At 69.8% G+C, this 22,192-nt stretch carries 20 protein-coding genes; 10 read left to right on the forward strand and 10 right to left on the reverse strand.

Annotation, left to right across the window (positions count from 1 at the left end; all coding sequences use genetic code 11):
- The 3 genes from VN461_06440 to tsaA all read right to left on the reverse strand — a co-directional run bounded on the left by VN461_06440 (position 1) and on the right by tsaA (position 3,022).
- Positions 1–633 carry a site-2 protease family protein gene (locus VN461_06440; GenBank protein HXB54403.1) on the reverse strand — a complete coding sequence of 211 codons (633 nt, stop codon included), beginning with the start codon at positions 631–633 and terminating at the stop codon, positions 1–3.
- A gap of 65 nt (positions 634–698) precedes the next feature.
- Positions 699–2,495: an excinuclease ABC subunit UvrC gene (gene uvrC / locus VN461_06445; GenBank protein ID HXB54404.1), complete on the reverse strand. Its 1,797-nt coding sequence runs from the start codon at positions 2,493–2,495 to the stop codon at positions 699–701.
- A 59-nt stretch (positions 2,496–2,554) separates the two neighbouring features.
- Positions 2,555–3,022 carry a tRNA (N6-threonylcarbamoyladenosine(37)-N6)-methyltransferase TrmO gene (tsaA, locus tag VN461_06450; protein HXB54405.1) on the reverse strand — a complete coding sequence of 156 codons (468 nt, stop codon included), beginning with the start codon at positions 3,020–3,022 and terminating at the stop codon, positions 2,555–2,557.
- Between the two features lie 133 nt (positions 3,023–3,155).
- On the opposite strand from tsaA, the gene VN461_06455 reads away from it, so the two are divergent.
- From VN461_06455 to VN461_06470, 4 genes are all read left to right on the forward strand, one after another.
- A complete protein-coding gene (locus VN461_06455; protein HXB54406.1) occupies positions 3,156–3,620 on the forward strand; it encodes a hypothetical protein in 465 nt (154 codons plus the stop codon).
- 7 nt (positions 3,621–3,627) lie between these two features.
- Positions 3,628–4,368, forward strand: coding sequence for an NAD-dependent deacylase (locus VN461_06460; protein HXB54407.1), 741 nt, complete (start codon positions 3,628–3,630; stop codon positions 4,366–4,368).
- 164 nt (positions 4,369–4,532) lie between these two features.
- Positions 4,533–6,533, forward strand: coding sequence for an oligopeptide transporter, OPT family (locus VN461_06465; protein ID HXB54408.1), 2,001 nt, complete (start codon positions 4,533–4,535; stop codon positions 6,531–6,533).
- A 2-nt stretch (positions 6,534–6,535) separates the two neighbouring features.
- Positions 6,536–7,894: a hypothetical protein gene (locus VN461_06470; GenBank protein HXB54409.1), complete on the forward strand. Its 1,359-nt coding sequence runs from the start codon at positions 6,536–6,538 to the stop codon at positions 7,892–7,894.
- On the opposite strand, the gene VN461_06475 is transcribed toward VN461_06470, so the two are convergent.
- The gene (locus VN461_06475; GenBank protein ID HXB54410.1) at positions 7,891–8,910 is read right to left on the reverse strand and encodes an NAD-dependent epimerase/dehydratase family protein; all 1,020 of its coding nucleotides are present in this window, start codon (positions 8,908–8,910) and stop codon (positions 7,891–7,893) included. The genes VN461_06470 and VN461_06475 overlap by 4 nt on opposite strands.
- Positions 8,911–9,177: 267 nt before the next feature.
- Between VN461_06475 and VN461_06480 the strand changes: the two genes are divergently transcribed.
- Genes VN461_06480 through VN461_06490 form a run of 3 tightly spaced genes read left to right on the forward strand, consistent with a single transcriptional unit; the run spans position 9,178 to position 10,900 of the window.
- Complete coding sequence (locus tag VN461_06480; protein ID HXB54411.1) at positions 9,178–9,822, forward strand: CDP-alcohol phosphatidyltransferase family protein; 645 nt, start codon at positions 9,178–9,180, stop codon at positions 9,820–9,822.
- Positions 9,819–10,310 carry a DUF4442 domain-containing protein gene (locus tag VN461_06485; protein ID HXB54412.1) on the forward strand — a complete coding sequence of 164 codons (492 nt, stop codon included), beginning with the start codon at positions 9,819–9,821 and terminating at the stop codon, positions 10,308–10,310. The genes VN461_06480 and VN461_06485 overlap by 4 nt, the downstream gene beginning before the upstream one ends.
- Positions 10,286–10,900 carry a molybdenum cofactor guanylyltransferase gene (locus tag VN461_06490; GenBank protein ID HXB54413.1) on the forward strand — a complete coding sequence of 205 codons (615 nt, stop codon included), beginning with the start codon at positions 10,286–10,288 and terminating at the stop codon, positions 10,898–10,900. Before VN461_06485 ends, VN461_06490 begins: the two co-directional genes overlap by 25 nt.
- Here the strand turns inward: VN461_06490 and VN461_06495 are convergent.
- Entirely contained in the window at positions 10,887–11,318 is a 432-nt protein-coding gene (locus tag VN461_06495) for a hypothetical protein (GenBank protein ID HXB54414.1), read from the reverse strand. The genes VN461_06490 and VN461_06495 overlap by 14 nt on opposite strands.
- Before the next feature lie 81 nt (positions 11,319–11,399).
- Between VN461_06495 and argS the strand changes: the two genes are divergently transcribed.
- Genes argS through VN461_06510 form a run of 3 tightly spaced genes read left to right on the forward strand, consistent with a single transcriptional unit; the run spans position 11,400 to position 14,946 of the window.
- The gene (gene argS, locus VN461_06500) at positions 11,400–13,409 is read left to right on the forward strand and encodes an arginine--tRNA ligase (GenBank protein ID HXB54415.1); all 2,010 of its coding nucleotides are present in this window, start codon (positions 11,400–11,402) and stop codon (positions 13,407–13,409) included.
- Positions 13,406–14,119 carry a gamma-glutamyl-gamma-aminobutyrate hydrolase family protein gene (locus VN461_06505; protein ID HXB54416.1) on the forward strand — a complete coding sequence of 238 codons (714 nt, stop codon included), beginning with the start codon at positions 13,406–13,408 and terminating at the stop codon, positions 14,117–14,119. The genes argS and VN461_06505 overlap by 4 nt, the downstream gene beginning before the upstream one ends.
- Entirely contained in the window at positions 14,116–14,946 is an 831-nt protein-coding gene (locus VN461_06510; GenBank protein HXB54417.1) for a thioredoxin family protein, read from the forward strand. Before VN461_06505 ends, VN461_06510 begins: the two co-directional genes overlap by 4 nt.
- A 6-nt stretch (positions 14,947–14,952) precedes the next feature.
- On the opposite strand, the gene VN461_06515 is transcribed toward VN461_06510, so the two are convergent.
- The 5 genes from VN461_06515 to carA all read right to left on the reverse strand — a co-directional run bounded on the left by VN461_06515 (position 14,953) and on the right by carA (position 22,033).
- Positions 14,953–15,903, reverse strand: coding sequence for an alpha/beta fold hydrolase (locus VN461_06515; protein ID HXB54418.1), 951 nt, complete (start codon positions 15,901–15,903; stop codon positions 14,953–14,955).
- A gap of 52 nt (positions 15,904–15,955) precedes the next feature.
- Positions 15,956–16,519, reverse strand: coding sequence for a hypothetical protein (locus VN461_06520; GenBank protein ID HXB54419.1), 564 nt, complete (start codon positions 16,517–16,519; stop codon positions 15,956–15,958).
- A 144-nt stretch (positions 16,520–16,663) separates the two neighbouring features.
- Complete coding sequence (locus tag VN461_06525) at positions 16,664–17,428, reverse strand: patatin-like phospholipase family protein (GenBank protein ID HXB54420.1); 765 nt, start codon at positions 17,426–17,428, stop codon at positions 16,664–16,666.
- A 134-nt stretch (positions 17,429–17,562) separates the two neighbouring features.
- Positions 17,563–20,847, reverse strand: coding sequence for a carbamoyl-phosphate synthase large subunit (carB, locus tag VN461_06530; protein HXB54421.1), 3,285 nt, complete (start codon positions 20,845–20,847; stop codon positions 17,563–17,565).
- 76 nt (positions 20,848–20,923) lie between these two features.
- Positions 20,924–22,033, reverse strand: a complete 1,110-nt coding sequence (gene carA, locus VN461_06535) for a glutamine-hydrolyzing carbamoyl-phosphate synthase small subunit (GenBank protein HXB54422.1) — start codon at positions 22,031–22,033, stop codon at positions 20,924–20,926.
- Between the last annotated feature and the right edge of the window lie 159 nt (positions 22,034–22,192).

The following is a 22,192-nucleotide window of genomic DNA, read 5'->3' on the forward strand; positions in this document are numbered from 1 at the left end:
TTAGAGAGCGAGCCGGAAGAGGAAGTCCGTGAGCAGGCTAACCAAGGGTTGCACGACCCGGCCCAGGAGGCCGGTCATGAACAGGATGAGCAGGATCCACATCCCGTAGGGCTCCACCACGCGGTCGTAGCGGGCGGCGATGCTGCGGGGCAAGCCCCAGGAAGCCACCCAGGAGCCGTCGAGGGGAGGCAGGGGCACGAGGTTGAAGATGGCGAGGGCTACGTTCATCTGGATCCCGACGGCAAGAATCAGGGCCGGCAACGCGTCCTGGCCCTGCACCAGCCCCGTGCGCACGGTGACGAGCAGGAGCACGGTGAAGATCACGGCCAGGATCAGGTTCGAGACCGGGCCCGCCCCCGCCACCAGGACGTGCCCCTGGGCCAGGCGGCGGAAGTTCTGGGCCCCGACCGGCGTGGGCTTGGCCCAGCCCAGGAGAGGGATGCCGCTGGGTCCGAAGATCTGGAGGAGGGGGATGAGGAGGGTTCCCACGGGGTCTATGTGCACGAAGGGGTTCAGGCTCACCCGGCCCTGGCGCAGGGCGGTGTCGTCCCCCATCCGCCAGGCCATGAAGCCGTGCGCCGACTCGTGGACAGAGAGGCTGAAGAGCAGGACCACGTAGTACGTGACCCCCATCGCGATCCTCTCCGGCGTTAGCCCCTCCAAGCCCCCCCCGCGAAACCCCAGATACTAGCATGGGGTCAGACCCCCTTCGCGAAATGGGCCTGGATGGCTGCGGCCGTGGCCCTGCCCACCGCCGCCCTTAGCTCCGCTTCGCTCGCCCCCCGCACGCCCCGCACGGAGCCGAAGCGCGAGAGCAGCTTCTTGCGCTTGGTCGGTCCCACCCCCTGGATCTCATCCAGCTCCGAGCGCAGCGTGCGCGCGCGGCGGGCCTGGCGGTGGAAGCCCACCGCGAACCGGTGGGCCTCGTCGCGGACCCGCTGCACGAGCTGGAGCACGGGCGAGTGGCGCGGGAGCACGAAAGGGGCTTCGCGCCCGCGCAGGTAGATGAGCTCCTCCTTCTTGGCCAGGCTGGCCACCGGCTGGTCGCCGATGCCGAGCTCCTCCAGGGCCGAGACCGCCGCCCCCAGCTGGCCCTTGCCCCCGTCGATGAGGATGAGCTCGGGCAGGTCCTTGCCCTCCTCCAGCAAACGCTTGTAGCGCCGGCCCACTACCTCGCGCATGGAGGCGAAGTCGTCGGGGTGGCCGGCCACGCCCTTGACCCGGAACTTGCGGTAGTCGGCCTTCTTGGGCAGGCCGTCCTCGAAGGCCACCATGGAAGCCACGATGTCCGAGCCCTGGATGTTCGAGATGTCGAAGCACTCGATGCGCCGTGGCTCCATCTCCAGGTCCAGAAGGTCGCGGAGGGCGCGCAGGATCTCCTGGGACTGCCGGCGGGGATGCCGCCACTCCAGATCGAAGGCCAGGCGGGCATTGCGCACGACCAGGTCCAAGAGCCGGAACTTCTCGCCCCGCTGGGGGACGCGGATCCGGACCTGCGTACCCCGGCGGGCGGAGAGCCAGGACGAGAGTAGCTCCCGATCGGGGATCTCGACGGGGACGAGGATCTCGCGCGGGACGTAGCGGCCCGACGCGTAGTACTGCTGGAGGGTAGAGGAGAGCACGGACTCGGGCTCGGTGAGGTGGTCGAGGAGGTAGCCCTCACGGGCCACCACCTTCCCGTCACGGACGGAAAAGACCTGGACCGCCGCCCGCTCCCCCTCCCCGTAGGCCGCGAAGAGGTCCCGCTCCTCGAGCTCGGTGGTGGTGATCTTCTGGGGGGTCTCCAGGCGCTCCAGGGCCCGGATCTGATCGCGCAGGCTGGCCGCCTCCTCGAAGCGGTCCCCGCCCGCGGCCCCCTCCATCTCTCCCCGGAGCCGGCGCACGACCTCCTCCGTGCGCCCCTCCAGGAACAGCCGGGCGTCGTCGCAGGCTTTGCGGTAGCGATCGAGGGAGCAGATCTCGGCCACGCAGGGGGCGAGACAGCGCTTGATCTGGTATTGCAGGCAAGGCCGAGGCCGCCGCCCGTTCAAGACCTCCCGGCAGGAGCGGACCCCGAAGAGCTTGCGGGTCAGGGAAGCCGTCTTCCGCCCCAAGCTGGCCGGAATGTAGGGCCCGCCATAAGCGTTGCCGTCCTCCCCTGGCCGCCGTACCACGTAGAGCCGGGGGTACTCCTCGGAAAGGGTCAGCTTCAGGTAGGGATGATTCTTGTCGTCTCGGAGGAGAATGTTGTAGCGTGGCCGATGACGCTTGATGAGGTTGTTTTCGAGGGCCAGGGCCTCCATCTCGGTGTCGGTGAGGACGAGGTCGAGGTCGGCGATCTCCGCCCGCAAGGACTCGAGGCGCGGGTCGGTGGGACGCGAGGCCTGAAAGTAAGACCGGACGCGGTCGCGCAACACGCGCGCCTTGCCCACGTAGAGGATGGTTCCCTCCGCGTCCTTGAAGAGGTACACGCCCGGCCGGAGAGGAAGGGTCTCCAGCTTGTCGCGCAGGGGCACCCTCCGATTATAGGGGCCGCTACGGGCCGCCGCCGCCGCAGGCTCGCCCCCGGACGGGGTTAGGAGGAGCGATCCCGATCGGCCCGGGCCTCCGCCTCCGCCAACCAGCCGCGCCGAAGCTGCTCCTCGGGGATGCTGGAAAGATAGGGCTTCAGATCCAGGACGGGCGTGCCGTCCAGCATGTCCACCCCGCGGACCCGGAGCCGGGCGCCCTCCCGGCCCAGCAGCGCAACCACCGTGAGCCCGATGGGGTTGGGCCGCCTTGGGGAGCGGGTGGCAAAGACGCCGTGGGGCCGGTCGTCGATGGGCGGCTTGCCCATGAGCTCGTAGCCCTGGGCACGATCGAAGGCCCAGATCACAAAGAGGTGGGAGAAGCCCTCGATGTGGGTGAGCCCCTTCTCGAATTCAGGGAGGAGCTCGATGGTCCCCTCCTCCTCGTGCCGCGCTCCGCGGCCCTTGGGAATTTGCCGCGTCTCGGTGAACGGGCTGCGCACGTAGCCCACCGGCCGCATCGAGAATCGCTCCATGGCGTCTCCGGAAGCGCCCCCAGGAGGAAAGTGTGAGCGGCATCACCACCCCTGGTGGGGCCCCCCCAATAGCTGATAGTATGGCCTCAAGTCTGCTCCGGAAAAGCTGGTTCTTCCCTCGCGGGAGGTGCTGATGCGTCGGACCTTGATCACGCTCGTCCTCGTGGCTCTCCTCGGGGCCTGCGGCAACAACACGAAAACACCGACCGGCCCTTCGAGTGCGTTGGGCCCCATCGCCGTGGTCACGATCACCGCCGTGCCCGTCCTGGTTCCCGGCGTGAGCTCCGCCGACCCCAACTTCCAATATCAGATCTCCTGGGTGCTGACCCTCCAGGAGACGGCAGGGGTCGCGGCCACTCTGACCGAAGTGGACGCTGTCATCGACAGCGCCATCATCAAGTTCGGGCCGGGCGCGCTCGACGCCCAGTCCACGAGCGGGAGCAACCAGGTGGCGGCCAAGGGGACCCTGCAGCTCAACCAGACCATCGCTTACAGCTTCGGGAACGGGTCCCGGCTGGCCACCGTCGTCATCACCGGCTACCTGACCGACGCAAACGGCAACCGCATCATCAAGAGCACGCAGATCCGGATCGTTTGAGGGAGGGGTGGCTCCTCCCCCCGCCCGGTTCCGTCTTGACGGAGGGACCTGGCTCCTCGTCCTGACGGGGGCGGGCGTCTCGGCGGAGAGCGGGATCCCCACCTTTCGGGCAGCGGGCGGGCTCTGGGAGTCGCACCGCGTGGAGCAGGTGGCCTCCCCGGAGGGCTTCGCCGCCGACCCCGCCCTGGTCTGGCGCTTTTACTCGGAGCGCCGGCGGAAGGCCCGGGCCTGCGAGCCCAACCCCGGCCACCGGGCCCTGGTCGCGATGGAGGAGCGGCTGGGGGACCGCTTCCTTCTGGCTACGCAGAATGTGGACGGGCTCCATGGTCGGGCGGGCAGCCGCCGCCTGCTGGAGCTGCACGGGAACCTCTTCCTCTCCCGCTGCGCCCGCTGCGACCGGGCGCCCTTCCCCGACGAGGGGGCACACGATTCCGTTCCGCGCTGCGAGGTCTGCGGGACGGGCCTCCTGCGGCCGCACATCGTCTGGTTCGGGGAGTGGCTGGACCCGGCCCATCTGCAGCGGATCGAGGCCTTCATGCAGGAGGCGCGCTCCGGTCGCTTCGTGTTCCTGGCCGTGGGCACCTCCGGTCTCGTCTATCCCGCGGCGGGCCTCGTCTCCGCCGCCCGCCGCGCGGGCGCGGAGACCTGGCTCGTCAACGCGGAGCCCCCGGAGAACCGGCTCCTCTTCGAGCACGTGGTGGAGGGCCAGAGCGGGCGGGTCCTGCCCGAGTTCTTGACCTGGGCCTAAGGCTGGCCCTCCCGCCCCCCGCGGCCGGCCGCGAAGCGCCCGCCGGAGGCTGGACGATCCCATCCCAACACGCGCCGCCAACGCCGGGCTAGACTTGGCGGGCGGACACGCCTCAAGAACACAGCCGCCCGCCCGGTCGGCGCTCGTGCGCCCTTGGAGGATCGATGGACGCTCAGGGGTCCAAGTCGCTTCCCGCCAACGCCCACACCCTCCTTTCCCCGGGCGAGGTCTACCGGCCGGCGGTGCCCGCCTCCGCTCCGCTCCCGGAGACCACCGCCCGCTCCGTGGGCTGGGGCCTCTTGCTCTGCGTGATCTTCACCATCGCCTCCGCCTACTCCGGATTGAAGGTGGGGCAGGTGATGGAGGCCGCCATCCCCATCTCCATCCTGGCCATCGGACTCGCCCGCGCCTACTCACGACGTTCGAGCATGCTCGAGAACGTGATCATCACCGGCATCGGGGGGGTGGCGGGGGGGGTAGTGGCGGGCGCCATCTTCACCCTCCCCGCCCTCTACATGCTGAACCTGGACCCCCACCCCGCGCAGACCATCTTCATCTGTATGGCCGGGGGTTGCCTGGGCGTGCTCTTCCTGATCCCCCTCCGCCGCTACTTCGTCCGGGAAATGCACGGGCAGCTGCCCTACCCCGAGGCCACCGCGATCACCGAGGTCCTGGTCACGGGGGAGAAGGGGGGATCGCAGGCGCGGCTGCTCCTCGAGGCCACCGCCATCGCCGGGGTTTATGACTTCTTCGTGGGCACCTTCCAGGTGTGGCGGGAGTTCGTGGACTTCCAGTTCATCCCCGCGGTGAGAGCGCTGGCGGAGCGCGCCCGCGTGGTCTTCAACTTCGACGCCGTGGCCTTCATCCTCGGGCTCGGCTACGTCATGGGCCTCCGCTCCTCGATGGTCCTCTGCGCGGGCGGCTTTCTCTCCAACTTCGTGCTCGTCCCCCTCATCTGGATGATGGGCCGCTCCTTCCCCGCGGTCGCGGTCTACCCGGCCACGCTCCCGATCGCGAGCATGACCGCGGCCCAGATCTTCCGCGCCTACGTCCGCTACATGGGCGTGGGCGCCATCGCCACGGCCGGGATCTTCGGCATCCTCAAGTCCTTGCGGGTCGTGATCGGGTCTTTCGCCATCGCCGGACGCGCCTTCCGCCACGGCGAGGGGGAGGTCCGGGAGCGCACCGACCGCGACATCCCGGTGACCTCGCTCCTGGTGGGCGTGATCCTGAGCGCGCTCGCGGCGGGGGTCTTCTACCTGAGCCTGGGGGTGGCCTTGGGGGTGGTGGCCCTGGGCCTCGCCCTGACCCTTGTGTTCTGTTTCTTCTTCACCTCCGTGGCCGCCAACGCCATCGCCACCACCGCCCGCAACCCCGTCTCCGGCATGACCATGCTCACGATCATCGTGTCCTCGGTGGTGCTGCTCCGCTTCGGACTCTCGGGAACCACGGGCATGTTCTTCGTCATGGCCCTGGCGGGCATCGTCTGCACCGCCCTCTCCGTGTCCGGCCAGGCCATCACCGACCTCAAGACGGGCTACTGGCTGGGCTCTACGCCCGCGGCCCAGGAGAAGCTCAAGTTCCTGGGGGTGGTGGCCTCCGCGATCGCGGTCGGGCTCACGATCGTGCTCCTGGCCCGGGCCTTCCAGTTCGGCGAGGCCATCCCTGGGGACGCGCGCGTGGTCCTCCCCTCCCCGCAGGCCGCGATCATGAAGTCGCTCGTGGAGGGGTTCATGAGCCGCCAGCCGGTGGCCTACCTTCTCTTCGGCAGCGGGGCCATGATCGCGCTGGTGATGGAGATGCTGGGGGCGCCCGCCCTCATCTTCGCGCTGGGCATGTACCTCCCCCTGGAGCTGAACACCCCCGCCCTGGTGGGGGGGTTCCTGGCCCATTTCCTGAACCGGCGGGCGGAGGCGACGCCGGGCCCGCACGGCCAGAGCATCCGCGAGCGGGGCGTGGTCATCGCCTCCGGACTCATGGCGGGGGGAGCGCTGGGGGGCGTGTTCGGGGCCGCGTTGCGGCTCTTCCCGTGGTACGCGGAGGACGGCATCAAGACCCCCTTCTACGACCATGTGGCCGTGGCCCAGAGCCTCTCCGCCCTGATGTTCGCGGCCTTGTGCGCCTACATCTGGTTTAATTCGCTGCGCGAGCCCAAGGACGCCTAAGCATGGAGCGCCTCGACCGCATCCTGGCCGATTCCATACTCGGCATCGACACCCTCTGGGGAGGCGACGTCATGTGCCCCTCGGGCACCGGTCGCTTCATCGCCGACACCTGGTTCTCCGACGAGCCGCCCACGCTCGCCTACACCCACGAGGCGGCGGGCCGGGTGCGTCGGGCGGGGGGCGTCGGGGCCACTCCACCGGATCGGGCGGCCATCTCCGCCTACTTGGCGGCGGTGGACGTGCGCGGTGCCCTCCACGGCCTGGCCGAGGAGAGCCGGGCCATGGCCGGCTTGCGGGGTGCTTATCTCCGCGGTCTCGTGGTCTCCCTGGAGGTCATGTGGGACCTCGCCCGGGAGCTGAGGGGAGAGGGCGACCCCGTCCCCTACGAGCGCTGCGTGCGCGCCTCCTCCGGCATCGGCCCCGAAGCCTCGGACCCGACCTCCAAGAGGCGGCGCTTGGCGGACCTGCTCGCGCGGGCCGGCCACCCCGGGGAGGGCGCGGAGGCCCTCTTGGCCGCGGTGGATGCGTGGCGGCGGGAGCGGATGGTCCCCCGGAAGTCGATCCCCGCCCTCGCCGCCGCCTTCATCGCGGAGTTCGACGCCCTCGCCGTCCGCCACCTGGTCCCCCACCTTCCCCCCACCCTCCACGCCGTGCCCCGCGCGAACATCCGGTTCCTGCCCATCGAGGACGCCTGGTTCTCGGGCTCCATGAACTACCTGGGCCGTTCCCGAAACCCCGACGGCAGCCCCCGCTACGACGCCACCTACGAGATCAACGCTTCCTTGGAGATCTCGGTCCCCGAGTTCGAGCAGCTTGTGACCCACGAGGTGGTGCCCGGCCACGTGACCAATGCCGCCCTCCTCCAGCACCTCTACGTGCGCGGGGAGGTGGGATTCGAGGCCTCCGTCCAGACCATGAACAGCCGGGCCGCCGCTCTCGCGGAGGGAATCGCCAACAATGCCATCCTCATGGCTCACGGCGTGGCGGGGGTGGACGAACTGCCCGACGAGGACCTCCAGATCGGCGTGCTCCTGGCCCTCCTCCAGGACGACGCCAAGAATCAGTCCTCCTTTCTGACCTGGAAGGAGGCCTGGCCGCAGAAAGACGTAGCGGCTGTGCTCCGTCGTGACTTCCTCTGCTCTAAGGAGCGGGCGGACAAGCTCTCCGGGGCCTGGGGACGCCATCCCCTGCTGGGCCGCATGTATCTGCCCGCCTATCGCGCGGGCACGGAGGAGGTGGCGCGGCTCAGGGCGAAGCACCCCCCCCAGGCGGTGCTCCCCGCCCTCTATGGCTGCCGCGGCCTGGTGGACGTGGTGACCGTGCGGACGGCCCTGGGTGAGGCCGCGGCCCCCGGCGCTTAGCGATAGCGCTCGCGGATCGTGGGCACCAGGTACTCCGCGAAGGCTCTCTCCTCGTCGTAGCGCGGGGCGTAGCCCCAGTCGCGTCGGGCGCTAGAGTCGTCCACGTCCTCGGGCCAGGAGTCCAGGATCCGCTGCCGCTTCAGGTGCGGCTCGAAAGTGAGCCGGCTGCCCGGGAAGGCCTGCGCCACCCGCCTCCGGATCGCCTCTGCGGAAGGGTTGAATGCCCCCACGTTGTAGACGGTGCGGGTGAGTCGCTCCTTGGGGGCCTGGGCCAGACTCAAGAGCGCGTCCACGCCGTCGGGCATGGCCATGAAAGGGATCCGGGTGTCCGGCCGCACGAAGCAGGCGTAGGGCGCGCCCGCGGCGGCGGCGTGGAGCATTTCGGGGGCGTAGTCGGAGGTCCCTCCGGAGGGGACGGTGACGGCGGAGATCAGGCCCGGGAAGCGGACGCAGCGGAAGTCCACCTTGCCGGAAAGGGTCTCGGCCGCCAGCTGCTTGTAGTGCTCGGCGTAATAACGGCCCAAGTGCTCGCAGTAGAGCTTGTTGCACCCGTACATGGTGGTGGGCCGGTTCCAATCATCCTCCCCCACCCGGCCCACCCGGTTTTTGGTCTCGAGGTCGGGCAGCCCATAGGCGGCGATGGAGCTCGGGTACATGAAGACCACCGGCCGGCCGTGCGACTCCCCCTCCTTCTGGGCGAATTCCAGGAGGCGCAGCGTCCCCTCGACGTTCACCTGGTGGGCGGCGGTGGGGGTGAACTCCGCACGGGTGGAGAGGAGGGCCGCCAGATGGAAGACCAGCTCGACCTCGTACTCGGAGAGGATCCGCTCCAAGAGGTCCACGTCCAGGATCGAGCCCAGATACTGATGCTGGACCCGGCGGGCCGGCTGGGCCTCGAGGGCCCGCAAGTCGAGGGTGATGATGGCGTGGGCCCCGGCCCCGGCCAGCCTCTCGATGAGGCCGTGGCCGATCTCGCCACTGGCGCCCGTCACGAGCACGACCGGTTTCCTCAGCACGCTGACCTCCGGGGGGTTACCGGGCGGCCCGATTGTAGCGTCAAGCGGGGGGCGGCGGTGCTCCAAGGACCGCAGGGCGCGTACGCGCCCGGAGGACGAGGATCCCGTTCACCCCTGCCGGGGGACATTTCTACTTGGCACGAAAGGGGCCACTTCTACGTGGCGTTGACACGAGGGGCCCGACGTTTGACACCTCTCCGCGGGGGGGCTTAGACTCCGCCTGCGCGGCGTCGGCTCAAGGGCCGCGCGCGGCCGAAAAGCCCCTGCATGCTGTCGGAGAGGATCGGAGCGACCTTCGCGCGCCCGGTGGAGGGCGTGGTGCGGGCCTTCGCCTGGGTGAGCCCGGATGTGCTCACCATCACGGGGCTGGCCCTAAACGGGGTGGCTTGCGCCTGCTTCGCCTTTGCGGGGGGAAAGGAGTACACGACCCCCGCCCTGCTGCGCACGGGGGGGCTGGTGGCCCTCCTGGCCAGCATCTTCGACATGATCGACGGGCGGGTGGCCCGCCGCCGCGGCCGGGGAACCAAGTTCGGGGCCTACCTCGACTCCACCATGGACCGCTACTCCGACATGGTGCTCTACATGGGCCTCATGATCCTCTACGCCCGCTTGAACCGGACGCCGTTCATGGTGCTCGTCTGGGTGGCCGCCTTCGGGAGCTTCATGACCTCCTACGCGCGGGCGCGCGCGGAGAGCCTGATCCCGCGCTGCACGGTGGGTTTCCTCGAGCGTCCGGAGCGGATCGTGCTCCTGATCATCGGCGCCCTCACCAACCGCATCGCGGCCGTCCTCTGGGTCATCGCCATCCTCTCCAACCTGACCGCGGTGCAACGCGTGGTCTACACCTATGTGGAGCTGAAGAGGGGCTGGGGGGGCGCGGGCCCGGAGCGGGGTCCGGGAAAGGACGCGTGAGCTTCAACCCGAAGTCGGAGGCCCTGCGTCGCCGAATGCTCACGCCCTGGCGCTTCCGCTTCTACCTCTGGACGACCCTCCCCCTGGCCGCGGGGGCGGGGCTGCGCCTGCGCGAGCTGGACGGATCCTCCTGCACGGTCTTTCTGCCCGGGGGCTGGCGGACCCAAAACCCGTTCCGGTCCACATATTTCGCCGCCCAGGCCATGGCCGCGGAGTTGTCCACGGGCGCCCCCGCCGCCGTCCTGGTCGCGGGGGCGTCCGCGTCGGTCTCCATGCTCGTGCGCGGGATCTCCGCCGTTTTCACCCAGAAGATCGTAGGGGGATCGCTCTTCACGTTCTCGGACGTGGCCGGCATGGGAACGGCGATCGAACGGTCGGCCGGGGGGGGCGCGGGCGAGACCTACGTGGCCCGCGCCACCGGCCGCACCCCGGAGGGGACCTTGGCGGCGGAGTTCGAGATCACGTGGTCCTTCAAGCGCCGGGGCTAGAGGGCGCCATCGGCTTCGTGGTGGCCGGCGGCCAGAGCCGCCGGATGGGCAGGGACAAGGCCCTGCTCGCCTGGGGACCAGGGACGCTCCTGGACGACGCCCTGGCCCGTCTCGGTCAGGTCGTGGTCGACGTGCGCATTCTCGCCGGGTCGCAGCCCGCCTACCTCGACCGCGGCCGGCCCGTGCTCGCGGACGCCCTCGAAGGGGGGGGCTCCCTGGGCGGCATCTACACCGGCCTGCTGCAGCTGGAGCGCACCCCCGGCCTCTTCCTCGGGGTGGACCTGCCCTTCGTCCCCGTCCTCCTGCTGGCCCGGCTGCTGGAACTGGCCCCCGGCTGGGATGCCGTCGTCCCCGTCTCCCCCGGCGGACCGGAGCCCCTGTGCGCGGCCTACGCGCCGGCCTGCCGGGAGCCGATCCTCCGTCGGCTCCAGCAAGGGCAGCTCAAGATGACCGCCTTCTGGCCGGACGTCCGCGTGCGGGAGGTGGGCCCCTCCGAGCTCCAGGCTTACGGAGATCCCGGCCTCATGTTCCGGAACTTGAATACGCCCGAGGACTACGAGGAGGCGGCCCGCCGCTTCAGGGCACCGTGACCGGGACCTCCACCTCCAGGCTGCCCCGGCGGCACCAGCCCTCGCGCCGCGAGCAGTAGAAGAAGGTGATGGTCGCCCCCACGCTCTGGGCCCCCTTGGGAGCGGTAGGGGCGAACCCGACCGGGAACTTGAGCGGCCGCGACAGGTCCAGGTAACGGGCGGCGGAGGGATCGTAGGGGGTCGTGCGCACACGGAGGGGCAGCTGCTTATCCACGAGCACGGATTGAGCCACGTCCAACTTGAGGCGCGGCGCCGGCTCCTCGTTGATGTGCACCTCCGGGTCCTTGGACACGAACGTCACCTCTATCGATGGCGTGGTCCCGGCCTTGGTCGGGGCCACGAAGGTGGCCCTTAGGTCGAAGAACTGGTTCCCGGGGGCCAGGGTCAAGAGGAAGAGGAGAGAGGCGGAGCTCGCCATGCACCCACGATCTTACCAGAGGCGGCAGGCAAGGGCCCCCGGGTCTCCCGGCCGTCGGCGGGTTAAAATCGGGCTTTGCCCATGATCCTTGACCTCCAGTCCCGGCTGGCCCAGCTCGTCCGCGCGGCGGCCCGGAAGGCCTTTGGCGTCGACCTGGATGAGATCACCTTCCAATACCCTCCCCAGATCGAGCTGGGCGACCTCGCCCTGACCTCGCCCTTCGACCTAGCCAAGAAGCTGAGGCGGAAGCCACGCGACATCGCGGAGCGCTTGGCCGCAGCGCTCTCCTCCGCCCCCGGCGTGCGCCGGGCGGAGGTGGCGGGGGGGGGCTATGTCAACGTCTTCCTCGAGCGGGGGGCCTTCGCGGCCGGGTTCTACGCCGCCCTCCGCGCTCCCCGGCCTGCCGCCGTCCGGCCGGGGACGGTGATCGTGGAGCACACCAGCATCAACCCCAACAAGGCCGCCCATGTCGGCCACCTCCGGAACGCCACCCTGGGCGACACCTTCGTGCGGGTCTTGCGGCACCGTGGCCACACAGTGGGGGTCCAGAACTACATCGACGACACCGGCGTGCAGGTGGCGGACGTGGTGGTGGGGCTCATCCACCTCGAGCAGAGGAACCTGGCCGGACTCGAGACGGTTCCCGGGAGGTTCGACTACTACTGCTGGGATCTCTACGCGCGGGTGGGGGACTTCTACGCCGCCGATCCCCGGCGCAAGGCCCTGCAGGTGGAGACCCTCCACGCGGTGGAGGCCGGCGACAACGACACCGCGCGCCTGGCCGCGGCCGTGGCCGCGCGCATCGTGGACTGCCACCTGGCCACCATGGAGAGGCTGGGCATCCGCTACGACCTCCTCGCCCACGAGAGCGACATCCTGCGCCTCCATTTCTGGGATCGGGCCTTCGCCCTCCTCAAGGAGGCGGGGGCGATCCGCTTCGAGAGCGAGGGCAAGAACAAGGGCTGCTGGGTGCTGACCATGGGCGGGGGCGAAGCCGACGAGAGCGCGGGGGGAACGCCCCCCCGGGGGGGCCCTGCCTCCCCCGAGGCGCGCCGGGTGAGCGATGAGGACAAGATCATCGTCCGCTCCAACGGAACCGTGACCTACACCGGAAAGGACATCGCCTACCAGCTCTGGAAGCTGGGCCGCCTGGACCAGGACTTCCATTACCGACGCCACCGCACCTACCCCGACGGCCAGGTGCTCTGGACTACGACCAGCGGGCCCGGCGAGCCGGGGGCGCCCGTGTTCGGCCACGCGCGCGCGGTCTACAACGTGATCGACGTGGGCCAGTCGTACCCCCAGCGGGTGGTGAAGGCGGGGGTGGCGGCCCTCGGCCACGCCCAGGACGCGGAGGAGAGCCACCACCTGGCCTACGAGAAGGTCGTGCTCTCCCCCGCCACCGCGAAGGCCCTCGGCTACGCGGTGTCGGAGGAGGAGGCGGCGGTGAAGGTCTCCGGGCGCAAAGGGCTCGGGGTCAAGGCCGACGACCTCCTGGACGCCCTCCTGGGCAAGGCCCGGAGCGAGATCGACGCCCGGGATCCCGCCCGGGAGGCGGCGGCCCGGGAGCGCACCGCCACCGCCATCGCCATCGGCGCCCTCCGCTACTTCTTGCTCAAGTTCGGGCGGACCCGAATCATCACCTTCGACATGGAGGAGGCGCTGGCCTTCGCGGGTGAGACCGGGCCCTACCTCCAGAACGCACTGGTGCGGGCGCGGAACATCTTTGCCAAGATGGAGGGCGAGGGGCACCCGGTGGCGGCGCTCCTGGAGCGGGCCTCCGGTTCCGATCTCGGGGCCCTCCTGGAGGGCGAGGAAGGAGACGAGGTGTGGTCCCTTCTCCTGCTCATGGCCCGCAGCGAGGAAGTCGCCGAGCAGGCGGTGCGGGCGGAGGAGGTGGCCCTCCTGGCCAAGCACACCTTCGCCGTGGCCCAGGCCTTTCACTCCTACTACCAGAACCCCAACTACTCCGTGCTCTACGCGGCGAGCGAGGAGCGGCGCGCCTTCCGGACCCTGGTCGTCGACTGCTTCCTCCGGCAGATGGACCTGCTCCTGGACCTCTTGGGGATCCCGGTGCCGGAGCGGATGTGAGCCGCCCGGCCGTGGGCGTCACCATCGGCTACGACGAGCGGCGCTCGGGCTTGTACCTGCTGCGGCAGGACTACCTGCGATCGGTGGAGGCGGCGGGGGGGCTGCCCCTGGTCCTGGCCCCCGGCCGGCCGGAGGACGCCTCCGAGTTGCTCCACCGCGTAGACGCCCTGATCCTGACCGGGGGGAGTGACGTGGATCCTGCCCTTTACGGGCAGGCCCCCCACCCCAAGCTCGGGCGCGTCATCCGCGAGCGGGACGACTTCGAGCTGGCCCTGTGTCGGGAGGCCCTCCGCCGCGACCTGCCCCTCCTCGCTATCTGTCGGGGACACCAGGTGTTAAACGTTGCCACGGGCGGAACACTGATCCAGGACATCCCGTCTGAGCTGACAGGAGGGCTCGACCACGACCCGCGCTGCGAGCGCTGGGAGCGGGCCCACGATGTGCGGATCCACAACGGGACCCGGCTTCGTGAGATCCTGGGCAGGGAGACGATTTCGGTGAACAGCTTCCACCATCAAGCCGTCGACCAGCTGGGACAGGGCCTTACGGTCTCCGCCTTCACGAGCGACGAGAGGATAGTGGAGGGCATCGAAAGCCCCGGCCACCGCTTTGTCCTCGGGGTCCAGTGGCACCCCGAGGCCTTCTGGAACCGGGACGACGGGTTCCAGACCCTCTTCGGGGCCCTGGTGAGGACGGCCGCGGCGGCATGATTTCCTCTCTGGCCCTGAGCCTCTTCCTCGCGGGCGCCGGCTCCCCCGCCGGCATCAAGTGGGAGCGCCAGTTCGACGAGGCCCTCAAGAAGGCCAAGGCCGCGCGCAAGCCAGTCATCGTGAACTTCTGGGCGGAGTGGTGCGGATGGTGCCGCCGGCTCGACAGGACCACCTACGCGGACCCCGTGGTCGCCCGCATCGCGGAGGACTTCGTGGCCGTGCGGGTGAACACCGAAGGCAGCAAGAAGGAGGTCGCGGTCGCCCTGCACTACGACGTCTCCTCTCTGCCCACCGTCGTCTTTCTCACTCCCGCCGGACGCCAGCTCTCCCGCGTCAACGGCTTCCAGGGACCGGGGGAGTTCCCCCACACGCTCTCTCGGGTCCTTCAGGAAGCCCAGAAGGTGATGGCCTGGGAGGCCGCCCTCGAGGAGAACCCCAAGGACGCGGCCACCCTCGCCAGCCTGGGCATCCACCTGTTCGACCAGGAGTTCTACGACGAGGGCGGGGACCTTCTGGAGCGGGCCCGATGGGCGGACGCGGAGCAGCCGGTCGCCAACCGCCGGAAGATCCGCCTGCTTCTGGCCATGCTCCAGAACAACCGGCACCACTACGCCGAGGCCGAGACTCTTCTCAAGGAAGCCCTCGCCTTCCGGCCCCCGGGAGAGGACGGCGCCAAGCTGCTCTTCGTTCTCGGCCGGACCTATGTGGCCTGGGGACGCGCCGCGGATGCGCGCGTGACCCTGCAGCAGATCATCAACGACTACGCCCAGAACCCTCTGGCCCAGAAAGCCCGAGACACCTTAGTCGCCCTCGACCACACCAAGTAGACCGGTCTATTCTCCGGGTGCCAGAGGAGGGGAGCGGCCCAGGAACTCCACCAGGAGGCGCGCTACCTCCGCCGGACGCTCCTCCTGGGGAAGATGCCCACAGTCCTCAAGGAGCACCACACGCGAGCCGGAGATGGCCCGCGCGAACCGATCGGCGTCCGGGGGTGGGATCCAGGCGTCGTACCGGCCCCACAGAATGAGGGTCGGGGCCTGGACCCGGGGGGCGAGCTCGGCCACCGCCCCCGGATGGAGGCGAAGCGTGGCTAAGAGGGACCGGGTGGCGGCGGGGGCCCCCGGCCGCAGCATGGGGGCCGCGTACTCCTCCAGCCGCTCCGGGGTCACGAGGGCGCGGTCGTGGAAAACCTGGCGGAGGGCCGCCCCTACCAGGAGCCGCCGCACCGGGAGGTGGTCGATGAGCGCCGCCATCGGCCGGAAGCCCGCGACCCGGATCAGGAAGGGCCGGTCCCGCGCGGCCAGGTTGAAGCCCGCGGCGTCGATGAGGACGAGGCGGCCCACCCGCGAGGGATCGGTGGCCGCGAGCACCACCGCCAGCGCCCCCCCCATGCTGTTGCCCACGAGGTCGGCCCGGGCAATCCCCAGACGGTCGAGGAGGGCCCGGACCACGCGGGGGTACAACTCGAACGAGAGGTCGGCGGGCAGGTCGGAACCGCCGAAGCCGGGCAGGTCGAGGGCCACCACGTCATGGCCCTCACTAAGGGTGGGAAGGACATCCTTCCAGGTGTAGATCGAGGAGGCAAAGCCGTGCAGGAGCACGACCGCGGGGCCCCGGCCCGCACGCACGTAGCGGACGCGCAAACCCTCCACCGTCTCGTAGCGCGGGGTGAGGCCGGAGTTCTGCAGCCAGGCCCCGGTCGGCCCCGGCGGAGCTTCGCCCCGCAGCACGAGGCCGATGAGGGCGGCCGTCACGACCCCGATCACGAAGAGGGCGCGACGCACGCTTCTCTCCTCACCACCAGAGCCGCCCCATCCACCGCCTTGGCGTCGGCCGCTATTCGAAGCAGGCCACGAGGAGCGCTTTGCCCCTCCCGGTCTTGTTCTCCGGGCGGCATGACTTGCCCGATTCGGCGCAGCACCAGCAGGCATCCATCGCCTCGCCCGTGCCGCCGCTCGGGATCACCGAGTCCGTGACGGGACCGGCGTCGGGCTTGCCGCAGGCGCCACCCACCTCGGGAGCGGTCCGCAGCACCACCCGCGAGTCCGTCATGTTCAGGTAGAGGGGGGTCGAGGCGCTGCCCGGGAAAGCGACCGCGGTGACCCTCTTATCGTTGGCGTCGATCGGACGGTAGATGACGACCATGGAGCTGCCCGGCTTGAAGCGCGCCACCTCGGCCACGACCGCAGGCTCGAAGCTCCAGGCCAACTTCTCGCCACTGTTGGACTTCATCACCACGCGGTTCAGAGCGGGGTCGACGCTCTCCAGCGTCCCGTAGACACTCTTGTGGGGTCGGGGCGGGCCGGCGGTCATCTGCGCCCAAGACCGAGGCGCCATGGCCACGAGCGCGAGCGGCAGAACGGCTAGCCCCCGAGCGCGAGCGGACCCTAATGAGCCCATCTTGTCCTCCCTGGTGAGTCACCGTCCGGGCGCCCACCGACACGAGACGGTACCATCGAACCAACCTGGGGCAGAACGCCCCCCGACTCGGCCACCCCGCCAGACGATCTCCCGACCGCGGTCACCCCGGAATCTCGTGGAGCCTCAACCCCCGAGCAAGCGCCTGAGCTCGGGCAGGGCCTTGGTGACGGCCTCCTCCCCCGCCGCGAAGAAGCTCGGGATCTTCCGCGGGCGCATCCAGCCCGAGTCGCCCATGGCGGGGGCGATCACGAGGTCCGCGCCCTGCAGCTCGCTGCGCGTCCGGCCCCGCAGGAGGGTGAGGCCCGCCCGGAGGGCCAGGGCCACGAAGGAGTCGGCGGCCGGCCAGCGGGTCCCGCTGTTCACGTCCACCGCCACCACCACCCCCGTCTCCTCCGCCATCTCCCGGGCCAGGCGGACGGGGACCACCTCCGAGATGCCGCCGTCGTAGAGCCGGCGGCCATTCAGGACCATGGGCGGGAAGACGCCGGGGAAGCTGCACGACGCTCGCACCGCGTCGCGCAGGTCGCCCTCGCGCAGCACCACCGGCTCGCCGGTGTCGACGTCGGTGGCGAGAACGCGCACGGGCACCCGCAGGCCCTCGAAGGTGGGGACGGGCAGGAACTCGTCGATCAAGACCCCGAGCTTGGTGCCGGAAAGCAGCCCGCCCCCCCAGCCCCGCACCCACATCCAGGGATGAAGCCGGGAGGCCTGCTCCACGAGCTTCTCGAGGTCGGCCCCTCCCGCCCAGGCGGCCGCCACCAGGGCCCCCCCGCTCACGCCGGCAATGCCCGCCGCCGGCATTCCCTCGCGGTCGAGGGCGTGCAGCACTCCGGCATGGGCCGCCCCGTGGGCGCCCCCGCCCGAGAGCGCGAGATAAAGAGGCTTCATGGCGTCAACCCCGGCCCCCGCCCGCCTCGTCCCCGTCCCCCACTCTTCTCGTCATTGAAGATGCCCTGCCCTCGGGAGTCAAGACCGGCGGGGGTGGGCTTGGCCCGGACCGCGGACGCTCCCAGTCTTCGAGCCTAGGCGCGGGCCAGGGCGTGGATCTCCTGCAGGCTGACGAGGTCCGTGGCCCGTTCCCGGAGGGCGTGGATGGCGTGGACGGTGGCGGCGGTGGCGGTCAAGGTGGTCACGACCAGCACCCCGTGCAGGGTGGCGCTCTTGCGGATGGCCCCGTCGTCATAGAAGGACTCGCGGCCGAGGGGGGTATTGAACACGATGGCGATTTTCCGGCTCTTGATCAGATCCACCACGTTGGGCCGACCCTCGTTGACCTTGTAGACCATCTGCGCCGCCACCCCGTGCGCGTTCAGGTATTCCGCAGTGCCCCGGGTGGCCAGGATCGCAAACCCCATCTCCGCGAGGTCCCGCGCGTGGGGCAGGACCCCGGCTTTGTCGTGGTTGTTCACGCTGATGAAGACGGTGCCGGAGGTGGGGATCTGGAAGCCGGAGGCCATCTGGGCCTTCGCGAAGGCGATGCCGAAGTCCTCGGAGATGCCCATGACCTCCCCCGTGGATTTCATCTCCGGCCCCAAGATGATGTCGGTGCCGGGGAGCTTGAGGAAGGGGAAGACGGACTCCTTGACGAAGATGCGGGAGACGGTCAGGTCTTCGGTGACGCCTTGGGCGGCCAGGCTCTTGCCGGCCATGATCCGCGCCGCCACCTTGGCCAGTGGCACCCCGGTGGCCTTGCTCACGAAGGGGGTGGTGCGCGAGGCGCGGGGGTTCACCTCCAGGACATAGACCACGTCGTTCTTGATGGCGTACTGCACGTTCATGAGCCCGCGCACCCCCAGGGCAAGCCCGAGCTGGCGGGTATAGCGGCGGATGGTCTCCAGGTGGGGGGCGCTGATGCGGTAGGTGGGCAGAACCATGGCGGAGTCGCCGCTGTGGATCCCCGCCTCCTCGATGTGCTGGAGGATGCCCCCGATCACCACCCGCTCGCCGTCCCCCAGCGCGTCCACGTCCACCTCGAAGGCGTCCTCCAGGAAGCGGTCCACCAGGATGGGGTGCTCGGGAGAGGCTTTCACCGCCTCCCGCACGTAGCCCTCCAGGCTCCCCTCGTCGTAGACGATGGCCATGGCCCGGCCTCCCAGGACGTAGGAGGGCCGCACGAGCACGGGGTAGCCGATGTGGCGGGCGATGACCTTGGCCTCCTCGAGCGAGGTCGCGCTCCCGTTGTCGGGCTGGGGGATCTTGAGCTGGCTCAGGAGGGCGCTGAATCGCTGGCGGTCCTCGGCGAGGTCTACCGCGTCCGGGCTGGTGCCCAGGATGCGCACCCCCGCCTGGTGCAGGGGCACGGCCAGCCGGAGGGGGGTCTGGCCCCCGAACTGGATCACCACCCCCGCCGGCTTCTCCAGCTCCAGGACGTTCATCACGTCCTCGAAGGTCAGGGGCTCGAAGTAGAGGCGGTCGGAGGTATCGTAGTCGGTGGAGACCGTCTCCGGGTTGCAGTTGATCATGATGGTCTCGTACCCCTCCTCCTTGAAGGCGAAGGAGGCGTGGCAGCAGCAGTAGTCGAACTCGATCCCCTGCCCGATGCGGTTGGGCCCGCTGCCCAGAATCACCACCTTCTTGCGGTCCGTGGGCTCGGCTTCGCACTCCCGCTCGTAGGTCGAGTAGAGGTAGGGGGTATGCGACTCGAATTCCGCCGCGCAGGTGTCCACGCGCTTGTAGACGGGGACGATACCGGCCCCGATCCGCCGTGCCCGCACCCCCGCTTCGCTCGCGCCCGTGAGCTGGGCCAGGTGGAGGTCAGAGAACCCCATGCGCTTGGCCTGGCGGAGGGTCCTGTCGTCGACCCCGGGGAGGCCGGGGCCGGGGGGCGCGGGGGCAGGAGGGGGCGCCCCCCCCGGGGCCGAGTCGGGGGGGAGGGCCTGGCCGCCCGCCCGCGCCACGACCTCTCTCTGCATGTCCACGATCTGCTGAACCTGGTCCAGGAACCAGGGATCGATCCCGGTCATGCGGTGGATCTCCGCGTGCGGCCAGCCCAGCTCGAGGGCCCGCTTCACGTAGAAGATCCGGTCGGGGTCGGGAGAGAGGATCTTCTCCTTGATCCGGCGGTCGTCGAGGTCGGCGCGGTTGAAGCCGGAGCTGCTGATCTCCAGCCCCCGCAGCCCCTTCTGGAGGGCCTCCTTGAAGGTGCGGCCGATGGCCATCACCTCCCCCACCGACTTCATTTGCGTGCCCAGGGTGGGGTTCGCGTCCGGGAACTTCTCGAAGGCCCAGCGGGGGATCTTCACCACCACGTAGTCCAGCACGGGCTCGAAGCAGGCGGGGGTCACGCGCGTGATGTCGTTTCGGATCTCGTCCAGGTGATAGCCGATGGCGAGGAGGGCGGCGATCTTGGCGATGGGAAAGCCGGTGGCCTTGCTGGCCAGGGCGGACGAGCGCGAGACCCGGGGATTCATCTCGATCACGACCATGCGGCCGGTGCGGGGGTCGACCGCGAACTGGATGTTGGAGCCCCCCGTCTCCACCCCCACCTCGCGGATGATGGCGCGGGACGCGTTGCGCATGGCCTGGTACTCGCGGTCGGTCAGGGTCTGGGCGGGGGCCACGGTCACGGAGTCGCCGGTGTGGATCCCCATGGGATCGAAGTTCTCGATCGAGCAGATGACCACGAAGTTGTCCGCGCGGTCCCGCATGACCTCCAGCTCGTACTCCTTCCACCCGATCACGGACTCCTCGATGAGGATCTCGTGCACGGGGGAGAGATCGAGGCCCCGCTCGACCAGGTCCTCGAACTCCTCCATGTTGTAGACGATCCCGCCCCCCGTTCCCCCCAGGGTGAAGGAGGGCCGGATCACCGCGGGTAGGCCCGTGTACTCCAGGACGGAGCGGGCCTCCCCCACCCGGCGGGCAAAGCCGCTCCGGGGCACCTCCAGGCCGATGCGGCCCATGGCCTCCTTGAAAAGCCGCCGGTCCTCCCCCACCTCTACCGCCCGCCGGCTGGCCCCGATCAGGCGGGTGCCCAGCCGGTCCAGGACCCCGCGCTTCGACAGCTCCACGGCCAGGTTGAGGGCGGTCTGGCCGCCCACGGTGGGGAGGAGCGCGTCCGGCCGTTCCCGCTCCAGGATGGCGGTCAAGACCTCGGGGGTCAGGGGCTCCACATAGGTGCGATCCGCGTACTCCGGGTCGGTCATGATCGTGGCCGGGTTGGAGTTCACGAGCGAGACCCTGAGCCCCTCCTTGCGCAGGACCTTGATGGCCTGGGTGCCGGAGTAGTCGAACTCGCAGGCCTGGCCGATCACGATCGGTCCGGAGCCAATTACGAGGACGGAGTGGAGAGTGGGGTCCTTGGGCATCGACCCATCAGTATCTCACGGTGGAGTCGCCCCCGCAGACGGACGCGGGGAGCGCGGCCGCCTGGCCCTTCCGGCCTCAGGCCGGCCGGTGGGCCGCCATGAGCGCGATGAACTCCTGAAAGAGGTAGTGGCTGTCGTGGGGGCCGGGGCTGGCCTCGGGATGGTACTGGACGGAAATCACGGGCAGGTCCCGGTGGCGGAAGCCCTCCACAGTGCCGTCGTTCAGGTTCACGTGGGTCTGGATGAACTCGGGTCGGGCGAAGAGGGACGGATCCACGGCGAAGCCGTGGTTCTGGGATGTGATCTCGACCTGCCCGCTCTTGAGGTTCTTGACCGGATGGTTGGCCCCGCGGTGGCCGAACTTGAGCTTGAAGGTCTTCCCCCCGCAGGCCAAGCCCAGGATCTGGTGCCCGAGGCAAATCCCGAACACCGGCACCTTCTCCATGAGGACCCGGGTCGCCTCCACCGCGTAGGTGCACGGCTCGGGGTCTCCGGGGCCGTTGGAGAGGAAGATGCCGTCGGGTTTGAGGGCCAAGGCATCCCGCGCGGAGGTCGTGGCCGGCACCACCGTCACCTGGCAGCCGCCGGCGGCCAGGCTGCGCAGGATGTTCCGCTTCATGCCGAAGTCGTAGGCCACCACCCGGTAAGGCAGGCTCTTCGGCCCCGACCCCGCCTCCAATCGATAGGGTTCCGGGCAGGTGACCTCCCGGGCCAGGTCCAGGCCGATCATGGAGCGGGAGCCCCGCGCGCGCTCCACGAGCGCGGCCCCGTCCCGGGAGAGGGTGGAGATGATGCCCCGCTTGGCCCCGTGGGTGCGCAGGTGGCGGGTGAGGGCGCGGGTGTCGATCTCGCTGATGCCCACCACCCCCGCCTCGTCCAGGTAGCGGTGCAGCTCCCCCGACGCCCGCCAGGAGGAGGCCATGGTCGAGACCTCCCGGACCACGAAACCCGCGACCTGGGGGCGCGCTGACTCCACGTCCTCGCGGTTGATGCCGTAGTTGCCGATGTGGGGGTAGGTCATGGTCACGATCTGCCCCGCGTAGGAGGGATCGGTCAGGACTTCCTGGTAGCCACAGAGGGCGGTGTTGAACACCACCTCTCCCGTGACCTCTCCGGCGCGCCCGAAGGACTGTCCCTCGAAGAGGGTGCCGTCCTCCAAGGCTAGCGTCGCCGATCGGTGCTCCACTCTTCCCGTCCCTCTCCTCCGCGGGGCCCGCGCCCACGGTCGCACTAAGGATATCCGGCCTCGGCTTCTCGTCCAAGGACCGAACCGCTCAACTTCACGCTTGCCTTTTGCGCCCCCCTCTGGAAGGATTCGCAGCGCATGCCTCACCTCCGCTTGCTG

Source organism: Vicinamibacteria bacterium, assembly GCA_035570235.1.
In the GTDB taxonomy this organism is placed as follows: domain Bacteria; phylum Acidobacteriota; class Vicinamibacteria; order Fen-336; family Fen-336; genus DATMML01.